We start from the raw sequence: 18,954 nt of genomic DNA on the forward strand, positions 1-18,954 counted from the left end.
GTTCAGAAGGGGGATGCATGTCAGGCCACGGCCTGCACCTCAACCGGAACGATGAGGCTGGCGTGATTGCCTTTCGGACCTTCATGGACATCGAACTGAACCTGCTGGCCTGCCTTTAGCGTTCGGTAGCCTTCCATCTGAATGGTGGAGTAGTGTGCAAAAATATCTTCGCCACCTCCGATCGGACAGATAAAGCCAAAGCCTTTGGAATTATTGAACCATTTAACTGTGCCCGTCTCCATGCTTTTACTTCCCTCGCAAGACATTTTATAAGTAGGTGAGGTCTCAGACGCTGTGAGTCGGATTTGATTAAAACTCAATCAGCCTGTGCAGCTAGAATGTAGAGAAAGGGCCGCTGGCGTCAAGCAAACCACCGGGCCAGGTGGGGGAAAAATCATCAAAATTTGAGGCAGTTAACGCTATTGCGAATTTTGTGATGCAAGTCGCGCAAGGGAATTTCTGAATAAATTTTCAGCAGCGGTCAGCGGCTTGACAGACATGTTAAACTCTCAATAAGTAGCCACCTAAAGGCTAAAAGCGAAATCTCAACGGAACACTATGGCAAACACAAACGACTGGCTTAACTTTGAACAACTGGCCGAAGATAAAGTACGTGAAGGGTTAAAGCCGCCTTCTATGTATAAAGTCATTCTGAATAATGACGATTATACACCTATGGAATTTGTTATTGACGTTGTACAAAAGTTCTTTTCTTATGATGTTGAACGTGCAACGCAACTGATGTTGAAAGTTCACTATCACGGCAAGGCGATCTGTGGTGTATTTACTGCAGAAGTCGCCGAAACAAAAGCGGCCCAGGTGAACAACTATGCACGGGAAAATCATCATCCGTTGCTGTGTACGCTGGAAAAGGCCTGAACTCGTCTCCATATAGGAAACAGGTAAGGGCGATAATTGGGGGAGGTGCCTAATGCTCAATCAAGAACTGGAACTCAGTTTAAATATGGCTTTCGCCAGAGCGCGTGAGCACCGTCATGAGTTTATGACCGTCGAGCATCTGTTACTGGCGTTGCTCAGTAATCCGTCGGCCAGAGAGGCACTGGAAGCCTGTACGGTGGACATTGTAGCTCTGCGGCAGGAACTCGAAGCCTTCATCGAACAAACCACGCCGGTGCTGCCCGCCATCGAAGAGGAGCGTGATACACAACCGACGCTCAGCTTCCAGCGCGTCCTGCAGCGTGCGGTTTTCCATGTCCAGTCATCTGGTCGCAGCGAAGTCTCCGGTGCCAATGTGCTGGTCGCCATTTTCAGCGAGCAGGAGTCGCAAGCGGCCTATCTGCTACGCAAACATGAAGTGAGCCGCCTTGATGTGGTGAACTTCATTTCTCACGGTACGCGTAAAGATGAGCCCGGCCAGGCGCCAGGCGCAGAAAATCCGGTTAACGAAGAGCAAGCAGGCGGGGAGGAGCGTATGGAAAACTTCACCACCAATCTTAATCAGCTTGCTCGCGTCGGTGGTATAGATCCACTGATTGGTCGCGATAAAGAGCTGGAACGTACCATTCAGGTGCTGTGTCGTCGCCGTAAAAACAACCCGCTACTGGTGGGCGAGTCGGGTGTGGGTAAAACCGCCATTGCTGAAGGTCTCGCCTGGCGCATCGAGCAGGGTGATGTACCGGAAGTGATGAAAGATTGCACCATTTACTCGCTTGATATTGGGTCGCTGTTAGCAGGCACCAAATATCGTGGGGACTTTGAAAAACGTTTCAAAGCGCTGCTAAAGCAGCTGGAGCAGGACGAACACAGTATTCTGTTTATCGATGAAATCCATACCATCATCGGGGCGGGTGCGGCGTCTGGTGGTCAGGTCGATGCGGCTAACCTGATCAAACCTCTGCTTTCTTCTGGCAAGATCCGGGTGATGGGTTCCACCACCTATCAGGAATTCAGCAACATCTTCGAAAAAGATCGTGCTCTGGCCCGTCGTTTCCAGAAGATCGACATTACGGAGCCTTCTGTTGAAGAGACCGTGCAGATCCTGAATGGACTGAAAACCAAGTACGAAGCACATCATGATGTGCGTTATACCGCGAAAGCGGTTCGTGCAGCCGTGGAACTGGCGGTGAAATATATCAACGATCGTCATCTGCCTGATAAGGCAATTGATGTAATTGATGAAGCGGGAGCGCGTGCGCGTCTGATGCCAGCCAGCAAGCGTAAAAAGACCATCAATGTCTCTGACATTGAAACCGTGGTGGCCCGTATTGCCCGAATACCTGAGCAAAGCGTCTCCGCAACCGACCGCGATACGCTGAGAAATCTGGGCGATCGTCTGAAGATGCTGGTGTTTGGTCAGGACAACGCCATTGAGGCGCTGACTGAAGCGATCAAGATGAGCCGCGCCGGTCTGGGTCAGGATCGTAAGCCGGTCGGTTCATTCCTGTTTGCCGGGCCTACCGGTGTTGGTAAAACGGAAGTCACCGTGCAGCTGGCGAAAGCGCTGGGTATTGAGCTGCTGCGCTTTGATATGTCCGAGTATATGGAGCGTCACACCGTCAGCCGTTTGATTGGTGCGCCTCCGGGTTATGTTGGCTTTGATCAGGGCGGCCTGCTGACGGATGCGGTGATAAAGCATCCTCATGCGGTGGTGTTGCTGGATGAGATTGAGAAAGCGCACCCGGATGTGTTTAACCTGCTACTGCAGGTGATGGATAACGGTATGCTGACCGACAACAACGGTCGCAAAGCGGATTTCCGCAATGTGGTGCTGGTGATGACCACCAACGCCGGTGTCCGTGAAACCGAACGTAAGTCGATTGGCCTGATTCATCAGGACAACAGCACCGATGCCATGGAAGAGATCAAAAAGATCTTTACGCCAGAGTTCCGTAACCGTCTCGACAACATTATCTGGTTCAGCCACCTGTCACCTGAGGTGATCCATCAGGTAGTCGACAAGTTTATTGTCGAGTTGCAGGCGCAGCTGGATGCTAAAGGCGTGTCGCTGGAAGTCAGTGATGACGCACGCGACTGGCTTGCTGAGAAAGGTTATGACAAAGCGATGGGCGCACGTCCGATGGCGCGTACCGTTCAGGACAGCCTTAAGAAACCGTTAGCCAATGAACTGTTGTTTGGTTCGCTGGTGGATGGCGGCTCGGTGTCAGTCGCTCTGGATCGTGAGAAAGGTGAACTGACTTATCACTTCCTGAGCGCTGAAAAACGTAAAACTGAAGGCACGGTGCATTAATCACTTGCTGCAGACGAGAAAAAGGCCGGATTAATATCCGGCCTTTTTTTTCGCTGCAATATTCAGAGCGATGAGATTACTGCAAATTAGCGACTACGGAAGACAATGCGGCCTTTGCTCAGGTCGTACGGGGTCAACTCAACGGTCACTTTGTCGCCCGTCAGGATGCGGATATAGTTTTTGCGCATTTTACCGGAGATATGAGCAGTAACCACGTGTCCGTTCTCAAGTTCTACGCGGAACATGGTGTTAGGTAACGTATCCAGTACGGTACCTTGCATTTCAATATTGTCTTCTTTGGCCATCGAATCCTCTGGGTGTACTACCTTTCAATTGAACCGGCAAGATAATGCCCAATTCAACGATTTATGTAAAGAACCGTCGGCGATTTTGCCAACGCTTTGCCGGGGTGCACGCCAATCGCGCGCATCCGGTAAAATTAGGGTGTTTATGTGACGTCTGCGGGGGATTAGCGGGCTAAGAATCTGTATCAACCGGTTATACGCGCACGATTGAAAACAGTTCCGAGAGTGCGTTGAGATTCCCAGCCTGGCAATTCCGGCTCGTTATTGCGAAGCGCGAACGACATACCAAACTCGACTATTATACCACTTATACGCCTTTATGTGTGCAAAACATCTCTGTTCGACTAAAAAAGGGTTTGTGTCTGCCAGCAGCCATCGCTGACCGGCTGGCATGCAAGGCTTTGTACATATTGCAGATAGTCAGTGCGTGGGATCTCGTGCGCGCCCAGAGAAGCAGTATGGGGGTTAAGTACCTGACAATCCACCACCCGTCCCTGATGCCTCATGAAATGCTGACAAAACACTAAAAGTGCGGTTTTTGAGGCATTCTGCTGACTGCTGAACATCGATTCGCCGCAGAAGATCTGTCCCATCGCCAGACCATACATCCCCCCCACCAATTGATGCTCGTCCCACACCTCAATAGAGTGGGCGTGGCCCAGTTCATACAATCGTAACCAGGCGCGCTTCATTTCAAAGGTGATCCAGGTGCCTTCCTCGCGACCACTGGCACAGCCCTTGATCACCTCGGCAAACGACTCATTCATCGTCACCCGGTAGGGTGAGCGATTATGGAAACGCTTCATGCTACGGCTGAGATGAAACTGCTCAGACAACAGTACCGCACGAGGATCGGGCGACCACCAGAGAATCGGATCGCCAGGCGAAAACCACGGAAAGATGCCGCGTTGATAAGCATGAAGTAATCGGGCAGGGGAGAGATCACCCCCCATGGCCAGCAGGCCGTTTGGCTCACGCAGCGCCATCTCAGGTGGCGGAAATTGCAGAGATTCCCGTGACAGTTGTACCAGTCTCATCGCGTTATGTTACTCATCAGCATTTCGCTATGACTATAGCGCAATCCGCTGCCGGAAACGCCAGTAGCGACCCGCTTTTGAGATTAATTCGGCATGGCTACCCTGTTCAACGATCACGCCGTTATCCATCACACAGATGCGATCCATTTGGTCCAGGCCGTTGAGTCGATGGGTAACCATGATCACGGTCTTTCCGGCGGTCAGGCGCTGCAGTAGAGTAAGAATATGCTGCTCGGTGGTGGCATCCAGCCCTTCGGTTGGTTCATCCAGCAACCAGAGATCGCCGTCATGCAGTAATGCTCGCGCCAGCGCCAGCCGACGTAATTCGCCACCTGAAAGTGGGCGACCGCCTTCCCCCATCCAGGCGTTTAATCCTTCCTGGTTCTCAAGCAGGCGCTGCAGGCCGACATCGTTCAGCACGCGGGTGAGTTGCGCGTCGCTGGCATCGGGGCAGGCCAGCAGTAAGTTGTCGCGCAGGCTCTGACTGAAGAGGTGAACCCGCTGAGTCACTACGCTGATGCGCTGGCGCAACGCCGGCTCTGACCATGCGGCAATCGGCAGATCATTCAGGCTGATAACACCGTGCTGGCCATCCCAGCCACGGGTTAACAGCGCCAGCAGAGTCGATTTTCCGCAGCCGGTTGGCCCCAGCAGCGCAATGTGTTCACCACCCGCTACTTTAAGGGTACAGCGGTTTAACACCTTATCCGGACGGTCGGGATAGCTAAAGTCGAGCTGATCGATATTGACTGTGAGACTACCTGGTCGGGCGTCTGACTGGGTCGGAAAGGTGAAAGCGGGTGACTGGTCAATAATGTCATTGACCCGCTGAGCGGCGGTCATCACCTGCGACATGGGCAGAAAGGCACCCGCAACTGGCGCCAGCGCCTCGAATGCTGCCAGTGCGCAGAACACCACCAGCGCAATCAGCGCGCCCGGTAACTGTTGTTCGCTGAGTGTCGCGGCACTGAGCCAGAGCAGGAGTGTTACCGTTACGCCGCTGATCATAAGTAGCAAACTTTGTGCTGCGGCGTGCAAACGCTGTTGCTGACTCTGTGCCTGCTGCCAGCGCTGTTCATCTTCATCAAGGTGCTGACGCCAGCCCTGTGATGCACCGTACAAAGTAAGTTCAGCCTGAGCCGCCAGCCACTGCATCAGCTGTAAGCGCCAGCGGGCGCGACCACGAGAAATTGCGATGCCTGCAGACGCGCCCAGAAGATAAAACAGCGCCGGCATCAGTATCAGCGTAACCAGCATGATGCCACCCAGCATCAATGCCAACTGAACATCGATGAAGCTCATCCCGAGGGTAACCACGATAATCACCACAAATGCGCCCATCAATGGCGAGATAACGCGCAGATAGAGATGATCCAGCGTATCGACATCGGCCACAAAGCGGTTCAACAGATCTGCCTGCCGGAACCGCGAAAGCTGGCCCGGCGAAAGTGCCATCAGGCGGCTGAACGTGTGGACACGCAGATGCTGAAGTACTCTGAAAGTCGCATCGTGGCTTACCAGGCGTTCAGCATAGCGTGCCGCGGTGCGAATGATGGCTGCGCCACGCACGCCTGCCGCAGGCAGCATATAGTTGAAGGTATAGAGGCCGGCTACGCCTGCCACTGACGAGGCGGCCAGAAACCAGCCGGAAAGGGTCAGCAGGCTGACGCTGGCCAGTAGGGTAACAATCGCCAGCACGATGCCCAGCGTCAGGCGAAAAGGGTGACGCAGCCAGAGACAAAGAAAGGGACGCAAGGCGGACATCAGTGGATCTCCTGTTGACGATGCTTCAGCATCTCACTGAAGGCACCCGGCTGTTGTGTCAGCTGCTGCCAGTTACCCTGTTGAACCAACTTACCGGCTTCCATAACCCAGAGGGTCTGCCAGCGGCTCAGTGTATCAATCTGATGAGTAATCATCAGCGTGGTCTGGCGGGCTGCCGCCTGGTTTAACGCCAGCATCACATGACGTTCGCTGAGCGCATCCAGGCTGGCTGCAGGTTCATCGAGCAACAAAAAGTGTGAGGATTTATAGAGTGCGCGCGCGACCGCAACCCGCTGCGCCTGACCCACCGACAGTTGATTACCACCATTGCCAGGCTGGGTCTCAATGCCCTGGGGCAGACGAGGCAGGAACTCATTAATCCCGCACGACTCCAGCAGTGCCGCAAAGCGATACCCATCCCAGGCCGCATTCATCACGATGTTGTCGCGCAATGTGGCGGCCGGTAACAGCGGATTCTGTCCTACCCAGCTAAGCTGCTGATGCCAGTCAGTCCGCCTGATATCGCGTAGTTCAACGCCATTCACTTTCAGCGAGCCCTGATAAGGCAGAAAACCGAGAAGAGCGTTCATCAGGGCAGTTTTACCGGCCCCGCTTTGACCGACCAACGCAATTTGCTCGCCAGCGGCAACAGTAAAGGTGAGCGGGCCGCACAATATCTTGCCATCGGGTGCGCAGACGCACAGATCGTCGGCGACAAGCGCGATTGAGCGATCAGCAGTGAAAGGCAACCGTCCTTCCTGCGGCGCGGCAGCAGGCGTAGCCTGCATAAAAGTTTCAAGGGCATCGGCACCGCCCACAGCCTGTGCTTTGGCATGATAAAAAGCGCCGAGATCGCGTAGCGGCTGAAAAAACTCTGGGGCGAGGATCAGCACCAGGAAGCCAGCAAACAACGTTACGCCCTGGCCGTAATCACCGAAATGCAACTCTCCCAGATAGGAGAAGCCAAAGTAGACGGCCACCACGGCAATGGCCAACGAGGCGAAAAACTCCAGTACGGCGGAGGAGAGAAAAGCTAAGCGCAGCACTTCCATGGTGCGCTGGCGAAAATCGGTGGCGGCAGTGGCAACAGCCTGCTGTTCTGCTACGCCACGATGAAACAGGCGCAGCGTCTCTCTGCCGCGCAGACGGTCGAGAAAGTTACCGCTCAGACGGGCCAGCGCCAGGAAGTTTCGGCGGTTGGCCTCTGCCGCACCCATCCCCACTAGCGCCATAAATAACGGAATCAAGGGCGCGGTGGCAAACAGGATCAGGCCAGCCGTCCAGTTCAGCGGAAAAATAGTCAGCAGAATGCCGCCAGGGATCAGCACCGCCAGGGTCATCTGCGGCAAGTAACGAGCGTAATATTCCTGCATCTCTTCAATCTGCTCCAGTAGCAGGGTTGCCCAGCTACCGGCTGGTTTTCCCTGAATCCACGCCGGGCCCAGTTCAGATAATCGGTCTAAGACCTGCTGACGTAAAGCCTGACGAATAGCCTGCCCGGCACGATAACCGGTCAGTTCGCGGGCATAGTTAATCAGGGCGCGCAGTATAAAGCAGAGCAGTAACAGCATTATGTTGACCGTCAGGGTTTCTCGTGGCTGCTGGTCAATAATCAGTGCCTGAAGCAGCGAGGCCAGAAGACCCGCCTGGGCAATGATGAGTAGTGCACTTGCCATGCCCAGCAGCGTGTTGAGTCGCAACCAGTGACCGGCGAAACGACGTTGCTGACGAAGCCAGCGGGTAAGATGCTGCTGCCGAGATTTGTCCATGCGAGACCATGATAAATGTCGATGACGGGTAAAAATGGAAAGACAATTCCATCTCTTCAGGCGCAAGAATCTAGCATGAGGGCAATAAAAAAGGCGACTGAAAAACCGTCGCCTGGAACATTTAAGATCAAAGGGTTAACATCTTACTTATCGTTTTTAACCAGTCCGTCAAGAAAACGCTCAGCGTCTAACGCGGCCATGCAGCCGGTGCCCGCAGAGGTGATTGCCTGACGATAGATATGGTCCATCACATCGCCTGCCGCAAAGACGCCAGGGATGCTGGTCTGAGTGGCGTTGCCATGCAGACCTGACTGAACTTTGATATACCCATTCTCCAGTGCCAGCTGACCCTCGAAAACAGCCGTATTCGGGCTATGTCCGATAGCAACAAAGAGACCCGCCACTTCCAGCGCTTCTGTCTCATCACTGTTCTGAGCAGAACGCAGTGTCAAACCGGTAACGCCCATCTGATTGCCCACGACTTCTTCCAGCGTGCGATGGGTATGCAGCACGATATTGCCATTGCGCACTTTTTCCATCAGGCGGTCGATCAGAATCTTCTCTGCACGGAAGCTGTCACGACGGTGAATAAGGTGCACTTCAGCTGCAATGTTCGCCAGATAGAGCGCCTCTTCTACGGCAGTGTTGCCCCCGCCAATCACCGCGACTTTCTGGTTGCGATAGAAGAAGCCGTCACAGGTTGCGCAGGCGGAGACGCCTTTGCCTTTGAATGCCTCTTCGGATGGCAGACCCAGGTAGCGTGCTGACGCACCGGTTGCGATGATCAGTGCATCTGCCGTGTATTCGCCGCTGTCGCCAGTGAGGCGGAACGGGCGGTTCTGCAGGTCGACGGTATGGATGTGATCAAAAATGATCTCAGTATTGAATTTTTCAGCATGCTCGTGCATGCGTTCCATCAGTGATGGACCCGTCAGATCGTGCGGGTCGCCCGGCCAATTCTCAACCTCAGTGGTAGTGGTCAGCTGCCCGCCTTTTTCCAGACCGGTAATCAGCACCGGGTTCAGGTTGGCGCGTGCAGCATAAACGGCGGCGGTATAACCCGCTGGGCCGGAGCCCAGAATGAGTAATTTACTGTGTTTGGCCGTACTCATGCGTTCCTCAGTTTCATTCGGCTGACATAGCCTGAGATTGTAGGGAATATCCAGCGACAATGACAAGGCTTCGCCAACTTTGTTAACGATTGCTGTAAATGGCGTAGACGATGAGCAACGGTTTTTGCAGGGTCCGTGCGCCAAAAGGGGGCAAAAATCGGGTTTAATTGGTGCAATAATGGAAAATAACCCATTTAAAAACAGATACCCAGCGGTGTGTCTGGCATCTTGTCCTGAATTTTGTGATTTTACTTTGACAATCGCCTGCGCTTTTGCGAAAACATTATCAGAAGCGAGTAACATTTATCGGAACAAAGCAGGTTTTCCCAGGCTGTTTTGCACGTAACGCCGAATAAAAGCAGCCTGATATGGATAATGACGCATGATGTGGACAGACAACATGCGTCATATCGATAGGTATCACAACACAGGCTCTGTTAGCTCACTTCAGAAATGCCCCGAACAATGAGCGTTTTCAGGGCGTGGCAGGTAAAGGGAAGGAATTAAGAGAGACAATAATAATGGTAGACAATAAGAAACGCCCCGGGAAAGACCTCGACAGAATTGACAGAAATATTCTGAATGAACTTCAGAAAGATGGTCGCATTTCAAACGTAGAGCTTTCCAAACGCGTAGGCTTATCGCCTACGCCATGTCTTGAGCGCGTGCGTCGTCTCGAACGTCAGGGATTTATTCTTGGCTACACCGCGCAGTTGAATCCGCATTATCTGGATGCGTCTCTGCTGGTTTTTGTTGAGATTACTCTGAATCGTGGTGCGCCAGATGTGTTTGAGCAATTTAACGCCGCAGTCCAAAAACTTGAGGAAACTCAAGAGTGTCACCTCGTTTCCGGCGATTTCGACTACCTGCTGAAAACGCGCGTACCAGATATGTCTGCCTACCGTAAGCTGCTGGGTGAAACCCTGTTGCGCCTGCCGGGCGTAAACGACACACGAACTTATGTTGTGATGGAAGAGGTCAAACAGAGTAATCGGCTGGTGATCAAAACTCGCTGATGCGGGGCAGGTGCAAAACCTGTGAGATTTCGGTACACTCCTGTGAATTCATACAGGATCAGCGTCGGGCTCGCCCGACGCTGTTGCTTCTTACTTTACAGGCACCTGGAGAGTCCTCTTGAGCCAGGAATATACAGAAGATAAAGACGTTTCGTTACAATCGCTGAGCAGTGGACGTCGTCTGCTGGAAGCGTTGCTTATTCTGGTGGTGCTGTTTGCCATCTACCTGATGGTTTCTCTGGTCAGTTTTAACCCTTCCGACCCGAGCTGGTCGCAAACGGCCTGGCATGAACCTATCCACAATATCGGCGGTAGCGTCGGTGCCTGGCTGGCTGACACCTTACTCTTCATCTTTGGTGTGATGGCGTATGCCATTCCGCCAGTCATCCTGGGTTTGTGCTGGATTGCTTTTGGTCAACGCGACAGCCAGGACTATTTTGACTACTTTGCCGTCGGGCTGCGCTTAATTGGCGTCCTCGCGCTGGTGGTGACGACTTGTGGTATGGCGGCGCTGAATGCTGATGATATCTGGTACTTCGCCTCGGGCGGTGTGATTGGCAGCCTGGTCAGTAATGCTATTGCACCCTGGTTCAGTCCGGCTGGCGGCACGCTGATGCTACTCTGCGTATGGGCGGCGGGTATTACTCTTTACACCGGCTGGTCATGGCTCACCATTGCAGAAAGAATTGGTGGTGTGGTTATGGGCGTACTGACGTTTGCCAGCAACCGCTCACGTCACGATGAACCCTGGCAGGAAGAGGATGACGAGCGGGATACGCGTGAATACGCGGATGTCCCTGAGTTGCATGCTGCGGAACAGGATGATGATGTGCTGCTTTCTGCCCCACGTGCAGCTGCTGAGTCTACGCCGTCACAGCCGGATCCACTGCTGGCTAAAGCTGCAGCAGCAACCAGTGCGGCGGTAGCGGCAACTGCGGAAGCCGCAGAGGTGACAATCGCGCCGGCAGCCACGGTGACGCCTGTACCTGCACAAACTGCTGCAGATACCGCGTCGTCTCCTGCCGCGTCAGCGGCATCAATGCCAGCATCGCTGTCTGCAGAACCTGCGTCCGCGTCCGCACAGAGCGGGTTTGCACCGCATAGTGTGTCAACTGCGCCGAATGTGACGCAGAGTGCTTCTGCGCCCCCGACTTCACCTCCGCTTTATCACTTTGAAATGCCAGACGAAGCGTCGGCTATGTCGTCGTCCAGTGCTTACGACGATGACGAACCTAAAATGGGTAACTGGCAAGACACGCCAACTATCCCTGCGCCTTCTGCAGCAGCGGCAGCCGTTGCTGCAACAGCAACTCAGGTGACAACACGTACTGCGCCTGTTTTCGATTTAGCGCCTGAAACCCATCTCAATCCGCAGGTTAAACAAGGTATCGGACCGGCGCTGCCACGTCCTAACCCGGTAAAACTGCCTACCCGCCGTGAGCTGGCCTCTTATGGCATTAAGTTGCCCTCACAGCGTATGGCTGAAGAGAAAGCGAAAACGGAAGAGATCGGGACTGCTCAGGCTGGTTCTATTTCCACTGCACCTGAGGCTGAAGAGGCGCTGCAGCAGGCTGAACTGCGTCAGGCCTTCCAGTCTGAACAGCAGCAGCGTTACGGCACCCGTTGGCAGCAGGATGACGAAGATGAACAGGATGCGCAGCAGCAGGACGCACTGGCGCGTCAATTCGCCGAGCAGCAACAGCAGCGCTATGAACCGGAAGTGAAGAAAGAGCCGGTACTCAATATTGATACCTCATCAGCCTTTGATTTTTCACCGATGAAAGATCTGGTGGATGACGGTCCTACGGAACCGCTGTTTACCATTGCGGCTACGCCTGAACCGGAAGCGCCTGCCATTTCAAACGAAACCTGGCAGCAGGTGAGTGAGGTCTCAACACCGCAGGCACCGGCTCAGATTCCTGCACCTGCCCGTTTTGCCCCGGCTGAACCTGCTTATACTGCGCCGGCAGCGTCGCCTGAGCCTCGATATGCTCCGCCTCCGACAACCTCTGCGCCGGCAGCGTCGCCTGAGCCTCGATATGCTCCGCCTCCGACAACCTCTGCGCCCGCTTATGGCGCGCCAGCGGATCCTCAGGCTCCGGCTTATTCTGCACCAGATTATGGCACGCCAGCGGCAGCGCCAGTTCAGCCGGTTGAAGAAGCGCAACCTTCACTGCATGATAGCCTTATTCATCCGTTCCTTATGCGCCATGAGCAGCCGCTGGAGAAACCGTCCACGCCACTGCCTTCGCTGGATCTGCTGACAGCGCCTCCAGCTGAAGAAGAGCCGGTTGATATGTTCTCGCTGGAGCAGACTGCTCGTCTGGTGGAGTCTCGTTTGGGCGATTATCGCGTGAAAGCCGAAGTGGTCGGCATCTCGCCCGGCCCGGTCATAACCCGATTTGAACTCGACCTTGCACCGGGCGTGAAAGCGGCGCGTATCTCCAACCTGTCGCGCGATTTGGCGCGTTCACTGTCGACGGTAGCGGTTCGTGTGGTTGAAGTCATCCCTGGCAAACCTTATGTGGGGCTGGAACTGCCTAATAAGCATCGTCAGACAGTCTATCTGCGTGAAGTGCTGGATTGCCCTAAATTCCGCGACAATCCGTCACCGCTGGCCGTGGTTCTGGGTAAAGATATTGCCGGTCAGCCAGTAGTGGCCGATCTGGCCAAAATGCCGCACTTACTGGTCGCCGGTACCACCGGTTCCGGTAAATCCGTGGGCGTGAACGCGATGATTATCAGCATGCTCTACAAGGCGACACCGGAAGAAGTGCGCTTCATCATGATCGACCCGAAAATGCTTGAGCTGTCGGTCTATGAGGGTATTCCGCATCTGCTGACTGAAGTCGTCACAGACATGAAGGATGCTGCCAATGCGCTGCGCTGGAGCGTCGGCGAGATGGAGCGTCGTTACAAGCTGATGTCGGCGCTAGGCGTGCGTAATCTGGCGGGTTACAACGAAAAAGTGGAACAGGCAGAAGCGATGGGTCGCCCGATTCCAGATCCGTTCTGGAAGCCGGGCGACAGCATGGATATGACGCCACCGGTTCTGGAAAAACTGCCTTACATCGTGGTCATGGTCGATGAGTTTGCCGACCTGATCATGGCAGTAGGTAAAAAGGTTGAAGAGTTGATTGCGCGCCTTGCACAGAAAGCCCGTGCCGCTGGTATCCATCTGGTGCTGGCAACACAGCGTCCATCCGTGGATGTGATTACTGGCCTGATCAAAGCAAACATCCCGACACGTATCGCTTTTACCGTTTCCAGCAAAATTGACTCACGTACCATTCTCGATCAGGGCGGCGCGGAGTCATTGCTGGGGATGGGTGACATGCTCTTTATGCCGCCAAACTCCTCCCTGCCGATTCGTGTGCACGGTGCGTTTGTGCGTGACCAGGAAGTGCATGCAGTGGTTCAGGACTGGAAAGCGCGTGGTCGTCCGCAATATATCGACAGCATTACCGCAGGCGAAGAAAGCGAAAGTGCCGGTGGCATCGACAGTGATGAAGAGCTTGATCCGCTATTTGATCAGGCCGTCGGCTTCGTGGTCGACAAGCGCCGGGCGTCGATTTCAGGCGTTCAGCGTCAGTTCCGCATCGGTTATAACCGCGCGGCACGTATCATTGAACAGATGGAAGCGCAGGGCATTGTCTCGGCACCCGGACACAATGGTAATCGTGAAGTTCTGTCGCCGCCGCCACATGATATGTAGCGGTTAAATGTTTTGAAACACGACTCAATGAGCCAGTTCCGACTGGCTCATTGTTTTTATGCTGTTAAACCCCATATCTGAATCGGCTTTCGGTTTTTTCCTCTGTTCTGATGGTGGAACGGCGACCAGGCTTAATGCAGTTATTGATGGGAACGTTTAAATAAGGAATTGAAGCAGATGAAATTACGCGTAATCGCTCTGGGCCTGTTGGCCGCCTTTTCTTCAGCCAGCGTTCTGGCTGATGCTTCCAGTGATCTGCAACAGCGCCTGAACAAGGTCAGCAGCTTCCACGCTAGCTTTACCCAAAAAGTGACCGATAGCAGCGGTGCTAACGTACAGGATGGCGAAGGTGAATTGTGGGTAAAACGTCCCAGCCTGTTTAACTGGCATATGACTGCACCGGACGAAAGCATCATCATTTCTGACGGTAAATCGCTGTGGTTTTATAATCCATTTGTTGAACAGGCGACGGTAAGCCTGCTGCAGAATGCGACCAGCAACACGCCCTTTATGCTGATTGCCCGCAATCAGTCAAACGACTGGAAGCAGTACAACATCAAACAGCAAGGTGACAATTTTGAACTGACACCGAAGAACAGCGACGGCAACCTGAAACAGTTCACCATCCAGGTGACGTCCGGCGGCACTATTAACCGCTTCAGTGCTATCGAACAGGATGGCCAGCGCAGCGATTACCAACTGAAAAGCCAGCAGAATGGCGCTATCAGCCCGGATAAATTCACGTTCACACCGCCAAAAGGCGTGACGGTGGACGACCAACGTCAGTGAGGTCATGGTGAGTAACCTGTCCCTGGATTTTTCTACCGAAAATTTCAAACCTCTGGCCGCGCGTATGCGGCCAGAAACATTGAAACAGTACATTGGTCAGCAACATCTGCTGGGCGCGGGCAAACCTTTGCCACGCGCGATTGAAGCAGGGCACCTGCATTCAATGATCCTGTGGGGACCACCCGGGACCGGCAAGACCACACTGGCTGAGATCATTGCGCATTATGGTAACGCTGATGTAGAGCGTATTTCGGCAGTCACTTCAGGCGTAAAGGAGATCCGTGAAGCAATTGAGCGTGCCCGACAGAATAAACATGCCGGACGGCGCACTATCCTGTTTGTGGACGAGGTCCATCGGTTTAATAAGAGCCAGCAGGATGCTTTTCTTCCCCATATTGAAGATGGCACCATTACCTTTATTGGTGCAACGACAGAAAACCCCTCTTTTGAACTTAACTCCGCGTTGCTGTCACGCGCCCGCGTTTACCTGCTGAAATCACTTACTCTCGAAGATATTGAACAGGTGCTGGATCAGGCCATGCAGGATAAAGTGCGAGGTTATGGCGACAGTGACATAGTGCTATCGGAGAACACACGCAGGATGATCGCTGAACTGGTTAATGGCGATGCACGTCGGGCGCTGAACACCCTGGAGATGATGGCGGATATGGCCGAAACCTCCGCATCGGGTCAGCGTGAACTAACGCCGCAGTTGCTTAACGAGGTCTCTGGTGAGCGATCCGCGCGTTTTGATAATAAAGGCGATCGTTTTTACGATCTGATTTCCGCGCTGCACAAATCGGTACGTGGCTCCGCACCAGATGCGGCGCTCTACTGGTATGCGCGCATTATCACTGCGGGCGGCGATCCGCTCTATGTGGCTCGTCGGTTGCTGGCTATCGCCTCCGAGGATGTGGGCAATGCCGATCCGCGCGGTATGCAGGTAGCGATTGCAGCCTGGGACTGTTTCACGCGCGTCGGTCCAGCAGAAGGGGAGCGCGCTATTGCTCAGGCGATAGTTTATCTGGCTTGTGCGCCGAAAAGTAATGCGGTCTATAACGCTTTTAAAGCCGCTATGCGTGATGCACGCGATCATCCCGATTACGATGTGCCGGAACATCTGCGCAATGCGCCGACTAAGCTGATGAAAGAGATGGGACTGGGTAAAGAGTACCGCTATGCCCATGATGAAACCAACGCCTATGCCGCCGGGGAAGTCTATTTTCCGCGGGAACTGGCCAGCACGCGCTATTACACCCCAACCCAGCGTGGGCTTGAGGGTAAGATTGGTGAAAAGCTAAGCTGGCTGGCTGAGCAGGATCAAAATAGCCCGACAAAACGCTACCGCTGAAACAGACGTTACGGTAATGTGGGCAATGTTTTCAACGCATTCCGCTGGAATGCGTCCCTTCTTTCAACCAACTTTTTATACACAGGATAAGCATGCTCGATCCCAATCTGCTGCGTAACGAGCCAGACGCAGTCGCAGAAAAACTGGCACGCCGGGGATACAAACTGGATGTGGAAATGCTGCGTACGCTTGAAGAGCGTCGTAAAGTGCTGCAGGTGGAAACAGAAAATCTGCAGGCAGAGCGTAACTCCCGATCCAAATCCATCGGTCAGGCCAAAGCACGTGGGGAAGACATCGAGCCGCTGCGTCAGGAAGTGAACGCACTGGGCGAACGCCTGGATGCCGCAAAAGCAGAACTGGATAAACTGCAGAATCAAATCCGTGACTTTGCGCTAGCGCTACCGAACATTCCGGCAAACGAAGTGCCGCTGGGCAAAGATGACAGCGAAAACCAGGAAGTCAGCCGCTGGGGTACACCGCGCGAGTTCAGTTTCCAGGTTAAAGATCACGTTGAGCTGGGTGAAGCGGCTAAAGGTCTGGATTTTGCGGCTGCCGTGAAACTAACCGGTTCACGATTTGTGGTAATGCAGGGGCAGATTGCTCGTCTGCATCGTGCGCTGAGTCAGTTTATGATTGACCTGCACACCGAGCAGCATGGCTACCTTGAAACCTACGTGCCTTATCTGGTTAACCACGAAACACTTTATGGTACCGGACAGCTGCCAAAGTTTGGCGAAGACCTGTTCCACACCCGTCCGCTCGAAGAGGAATCAGACAGCAGTAACTATGCGTTGATTCCTACCGCTGAAGTACCGCTGACCAACCTGGTACGTGACGAAATCCTTGAAGAGGATAGCCTGCCGGTTAAACTGACCGCGCATACGCCGTGCTTCCGCTCTGAAGCGGGTTCTTACGGTCGAGACACGCGCGGCCTGATCCGTATGCACCAGTTCGACAAAGTTGAAATGGTGCAGATCGTTAGTCCGGAACAGTCAATGGATGCGCTGGAAGAGCTGACAGGACATGCTGAGAAAGTGCTTCAGCTACTGAACCTGCCGTATCGTAAAGTTTTGCTCTGCACCGGCGATATGGGCTTTGGATCGACCAAAACTTATGATCTGGAAGTCTGGCTTCCGGCGCAGAATACTTATCGTGAGATTTCTTCCTGTTCCAACATGGGTGATTTTCAGGCGCGTCGTATGCAGGCGCGTTGCCGCAACAAACAGGATAAGAAACCGCGTCTTGTTCATACCCTGAATGGCTCAGGTCTGGCTGTAGGCCGTACTCTGGTTGCGGTGCTGGAAAACTATCAGCAGGAAGATGGCCGTATTACCGTGCCTGAAGCTTTACGCCCATACATGAATGGCGTCGAAATTATCGGCTAAGCGGTCCTGAATCTGCGCACCCGGCCCTGGCCGGGTTTTTTTATGCCTTTTATACGAAAAAGTGATTCATTAAGTTCCGATTTAATCACAAATAAACGTTATCGAAGTCAGATGGGTTGAAATGCTTGAAAACCTAATTTTTCAGAGAGATAGCATTTGAGGCTCTGCTGTTTAACGTGATTGTAACCCACTGAAGATTAGTAAATTAAATTGTTGAAAAGCAAAATGTGCTGCCGTCAAATTACGCCCATTGACTTTAAAAAAGCCAATGGCAAACTGCGCGCAATTTCCTTCATCTGCACTGGTTTCTACCCCCCTATGTCAACCTGGTCACGCCCCGTGATATTGCTGCTTTGCGGCCTAATGCTAATGACCGTCGCTATCGCGGTGTTGAATACACTTGTTCCGCTATGGCTGACGCATGACTTACTGACAACCTGGCAGGTGGGAATGGTAAGCTCATCCTATTACACCGGTAATCTCGCAGGCACTCTGCTGGCTGGCTGGTTAATCAGGCAGTATGGCTTTAATCGAAGCTACTACCTGGCCACCGTGATGTTTGCCGTTGCGACCGTATGCCTGGCGATGATGTCGGGCTTCTGGACATGGAGCTTAATGCGTTTCATCGCCGGTGTCGGCTGTGCGCTGATGTGGGTGGTGGTTGAGAGCGCACTTCTGTGCAGCGGAACAGTACGTAATCGGGGGCAGTTGCTGGCGGCTTATATGGTCGTCTACTACATCGGCACCGTGGCCGGTCAGATACTGGTCAGCAAACTGTCAACGGAATTACTCAGTGTCATTCCGTGGGTGACGTCTCTGGTCTTGTGCGCGGTGCTGCCGCTGGTCTTTACCCGCGTCACTGTCAGCGGCGAGGCGACTGAAGCCGCTTCTGCCCGCATCTGGCCGATGCTGCGTCGCCGTAGCTCACGCCTTGGTATTAATGGCTGCATTATCTCCGGTATCGTTTTAGGCTCGCTTTATGGTCTGATGCCGCTCTACCTGTCACATCAGGGGATGAGTGATGCCAATGTCGGTTACTGGATGGCGTTGCTGGTCAGCGCAGGCATTGTTGGCCAGTGGCCAATTGGCCGTCTGGCCGATCGTTTTGGTCGCATGCTGGTGCTGCGGGTACAGATCTTTGTGGTCATACTGGGTGCGATGGCAATGTTAACCAACGCCGCCATGGCACCGGCGCTGTTTGTTCTGGGACTGGCGGGCTTCACCCTTTATCCGGTGGCGATGTCCTGGGCTTGTGAGACGGTCGCACATCATGAGCTGGTTGCGATGAATCAGGCGCTGCTGATGAGTTATACCGTTGGCAGTCTGGTTGGACCGGCAATGACCTCTGTTCTGATGCAAAATTATTCTGACCGGCTACTGTTTGTTATGATCGCTGCAGTAGCACTGATTTACCTGGTGATGCTGCTGCGTAAAGCGAATCACCAGGCTACGCCAGTGGCGCATGCCTGATCGCTGAACAGCAAAAAGGGAGCGTTAAGCTCC

General features: G+C 53.7%; 14 protein-coding genes. 8 read left to right on the top strand and 6 right to left on the bottom strand.

Annotated elements, in window-relative coordinates:
• Positions 1–20: 20 nt before the first annotated feature.
• A complete protein-coding gene (cspD, locus tag WFO64_RS02460) occupies positions 21–242 on the bottom strand; it encodes a cold shock-like protein CspD (RefSeq protein ID WP_010254451.1) in 222 nt (73 codons plus the stop codon).
• A gap of 316 nt (positions 243–558) precedes the next feature.
• Here cspD and clpS point away from each other — a divergent pair, with 316 nt between their 5' ends.
• Positions 559–879, top strand: a complete 321-nt coding sequence (gene clpS / locus WFO64_RS02465; RefSeq protein WP_337008614.1) for an ATP-dependent Clp protease adapter ClpS — start codon at positions 559–561, stop codon at positions 877–879.
• Positions 880–931: 52 nt separating this feature from the next.
• A complete protein-coding gene (gene clpA, locus WFO64_RS02470; RefSeq protein ID WP_337008616.1) occupies positions 932–3,208 on the top strand; it encodes an ATP-dependent Clp protease ATP-binding subunit ClpA in 2,277 nt (758 codons plus the stop codon).
• A gap of 86 nt (positions 3,209–3,294) precedes the next feature.
• Here clpA and infA read toward each other — a convergent pair whose 3' ends face one another.
• The 5 genes from infA to trxB form a co-directional block, all read right to left on the bottom strand.
• Positions 3,295–3,513, bottom strand: coding sequence for a translation initiation factor IF-1 (infA, locus tag WFO64_RS02475; RefSeq protein ID WP_002211347.1), 219 nt, complete (start codon positions 3,511–3,513; stop codon positions 3,295–3,297).
• Positions 3,514–3,857: 344 nt separating this feature from the next.
• Positions 3,858–4,550, bottom strand: coding sequence for a leucyl/phenylalanyl-tRNA--protein transferase (aat, locus tag WFO64_RS02480; RefSeq protein ID WP_337008618.1), 693 nt, complete (start codon positions 4,548–4,550; stop codon positions 3,858–3,860).
• Between the two features lie 33 nt (positions 4,551–4,583).
• Positions 4,584–6,314 carry a heme ABC transporter ATP-binding protein/permease CydC gene (cydC, locus tag WFO64_RS02485; protein WP_337008620.1) on the bottom strand — a complete coding sequence of 577 codons (1,731 nt, stop codon included), beginning with the start codon at positions 6,312–6,314 and terminating at the stop codon, positions 4,584–4,586.
• The gene (gene cydD, locus WFO64_RS02490) at positions 6,314–8,083 is read right to left on the bottom strand and encodes a heme ABC transporter permease/ATP-binding protein CydD (protein ID WP_337008622.1); all 1,770 of its coding nucleotides are present in this window, start codon (positions 8,081–8,083) and stop codon (positions 6,314–6,316) included. The genes cydC and cydD overlap by 1 nt, the downstream gene beginning before the upstream one ends.
• A gap of 143 nt (positions 8,084–8,226) precedes the next feature.
• Positions 8,227–9,195, bottom strand: a complete 969-nt coding sequence (gene trxB, locus WFO64_RS02495) for a thioredoxin-disulfide reductase (RefSeq protein ID WP_337008623.1) — start codon at positions 9,193–9,195, stop codon at positions 8,227–8,229.
• Positions 9,196–9,716: 521 nt separating this feature from the next.
• Here trxB and lrp point away from each other — a divergent pair.
• From lrp to WFO64_RS02525, 6 genes are all read left to right on the top strand, one after another.
• Positions 9,717–10,211 carry a leucine-responsive transcriptional regulator Lrp gene (gene lrp / locus WFO64_RS02500; RefSeq protein WP_006118610.1) on the top strand — a complete coding sequence of 165 codons (495 nt, stop codon included), beginning with the start codon at positions 9,717–9,719 and terminating at the stop codon, positions 10,209–10,211.
• 118 nt (positions 10,212–10,329) lie between these two features.
• The gene (locus WFO64_RS02505; protein WP_337008625.1) at positions 10,330–13,926 is read left to right on the top strand and encodes a DNA translocase FtsK 4TM domain-containing protein; all 3,597 of its coding nucleotides are present in this window, start codon (positions 10,330–10,332) and stop codon (positions 13,924–13,926) included.
• 177 nt (positions 13,927–14,103) lie between these two features.
• The gene (gene lolA, locus WFO64_RS02510) at positions 14,104–14,715 is read left to right on the top strand and encodes an outer membrane lipoprotein chaperone LolA (protein WP_337008627.1); all 612 of its coding nucleotides are present in this window, start codon (positions 14,104–14,106) and stop codon (positions 14,713–14,715) included.
• A 7-nt stretch (positions 14,716–14,722) separates the two neighbouring features.
• On the top strand, positions 14,723–16,066 hold the full coding sequence (locus tag WFO64_RS02515; protein ID WP_337008629.1) for a replication-associated recombination protein A: 1,344 nt from the start codon (positions 14,723–14,725) through the stop codon (positions 16,064–16,066).
• Between the two features lie 92 nt (positions 16,067–16,158).
• On the top strand, positions 16,159–17,451 hold the full coding sequence (serS, locus tag WFO64_RS02520; protein WP_337008631.1) for a serine--tRNA ligase: 1,293 nt from the start codon (positions 16,159–16,161) through the stop codon (positions 17,449–17,451).
• A 318-nt stretch (positions 17,452–17,769) separates the two neighbouring features.
• Entirely contained in the window at positions 17,770–18,921 is a 1,152-nt protein-coding gene (locus tag WFO64_RS02525; protein WP_337008633.1) for an MFS transporter, read from the top strand.
• Positions 18,922–18,954 lie beyond the last annotated feature (33 nt).

Source organism: Pantoea sp. AS142, from assembly GCF_037152305.1.
Taxonomy (GTDB): Bacteria; Pseudomonadota; Gammaproteobacteria; order Enterobacterales; family Enterobacteriaceae; genus Pantoea.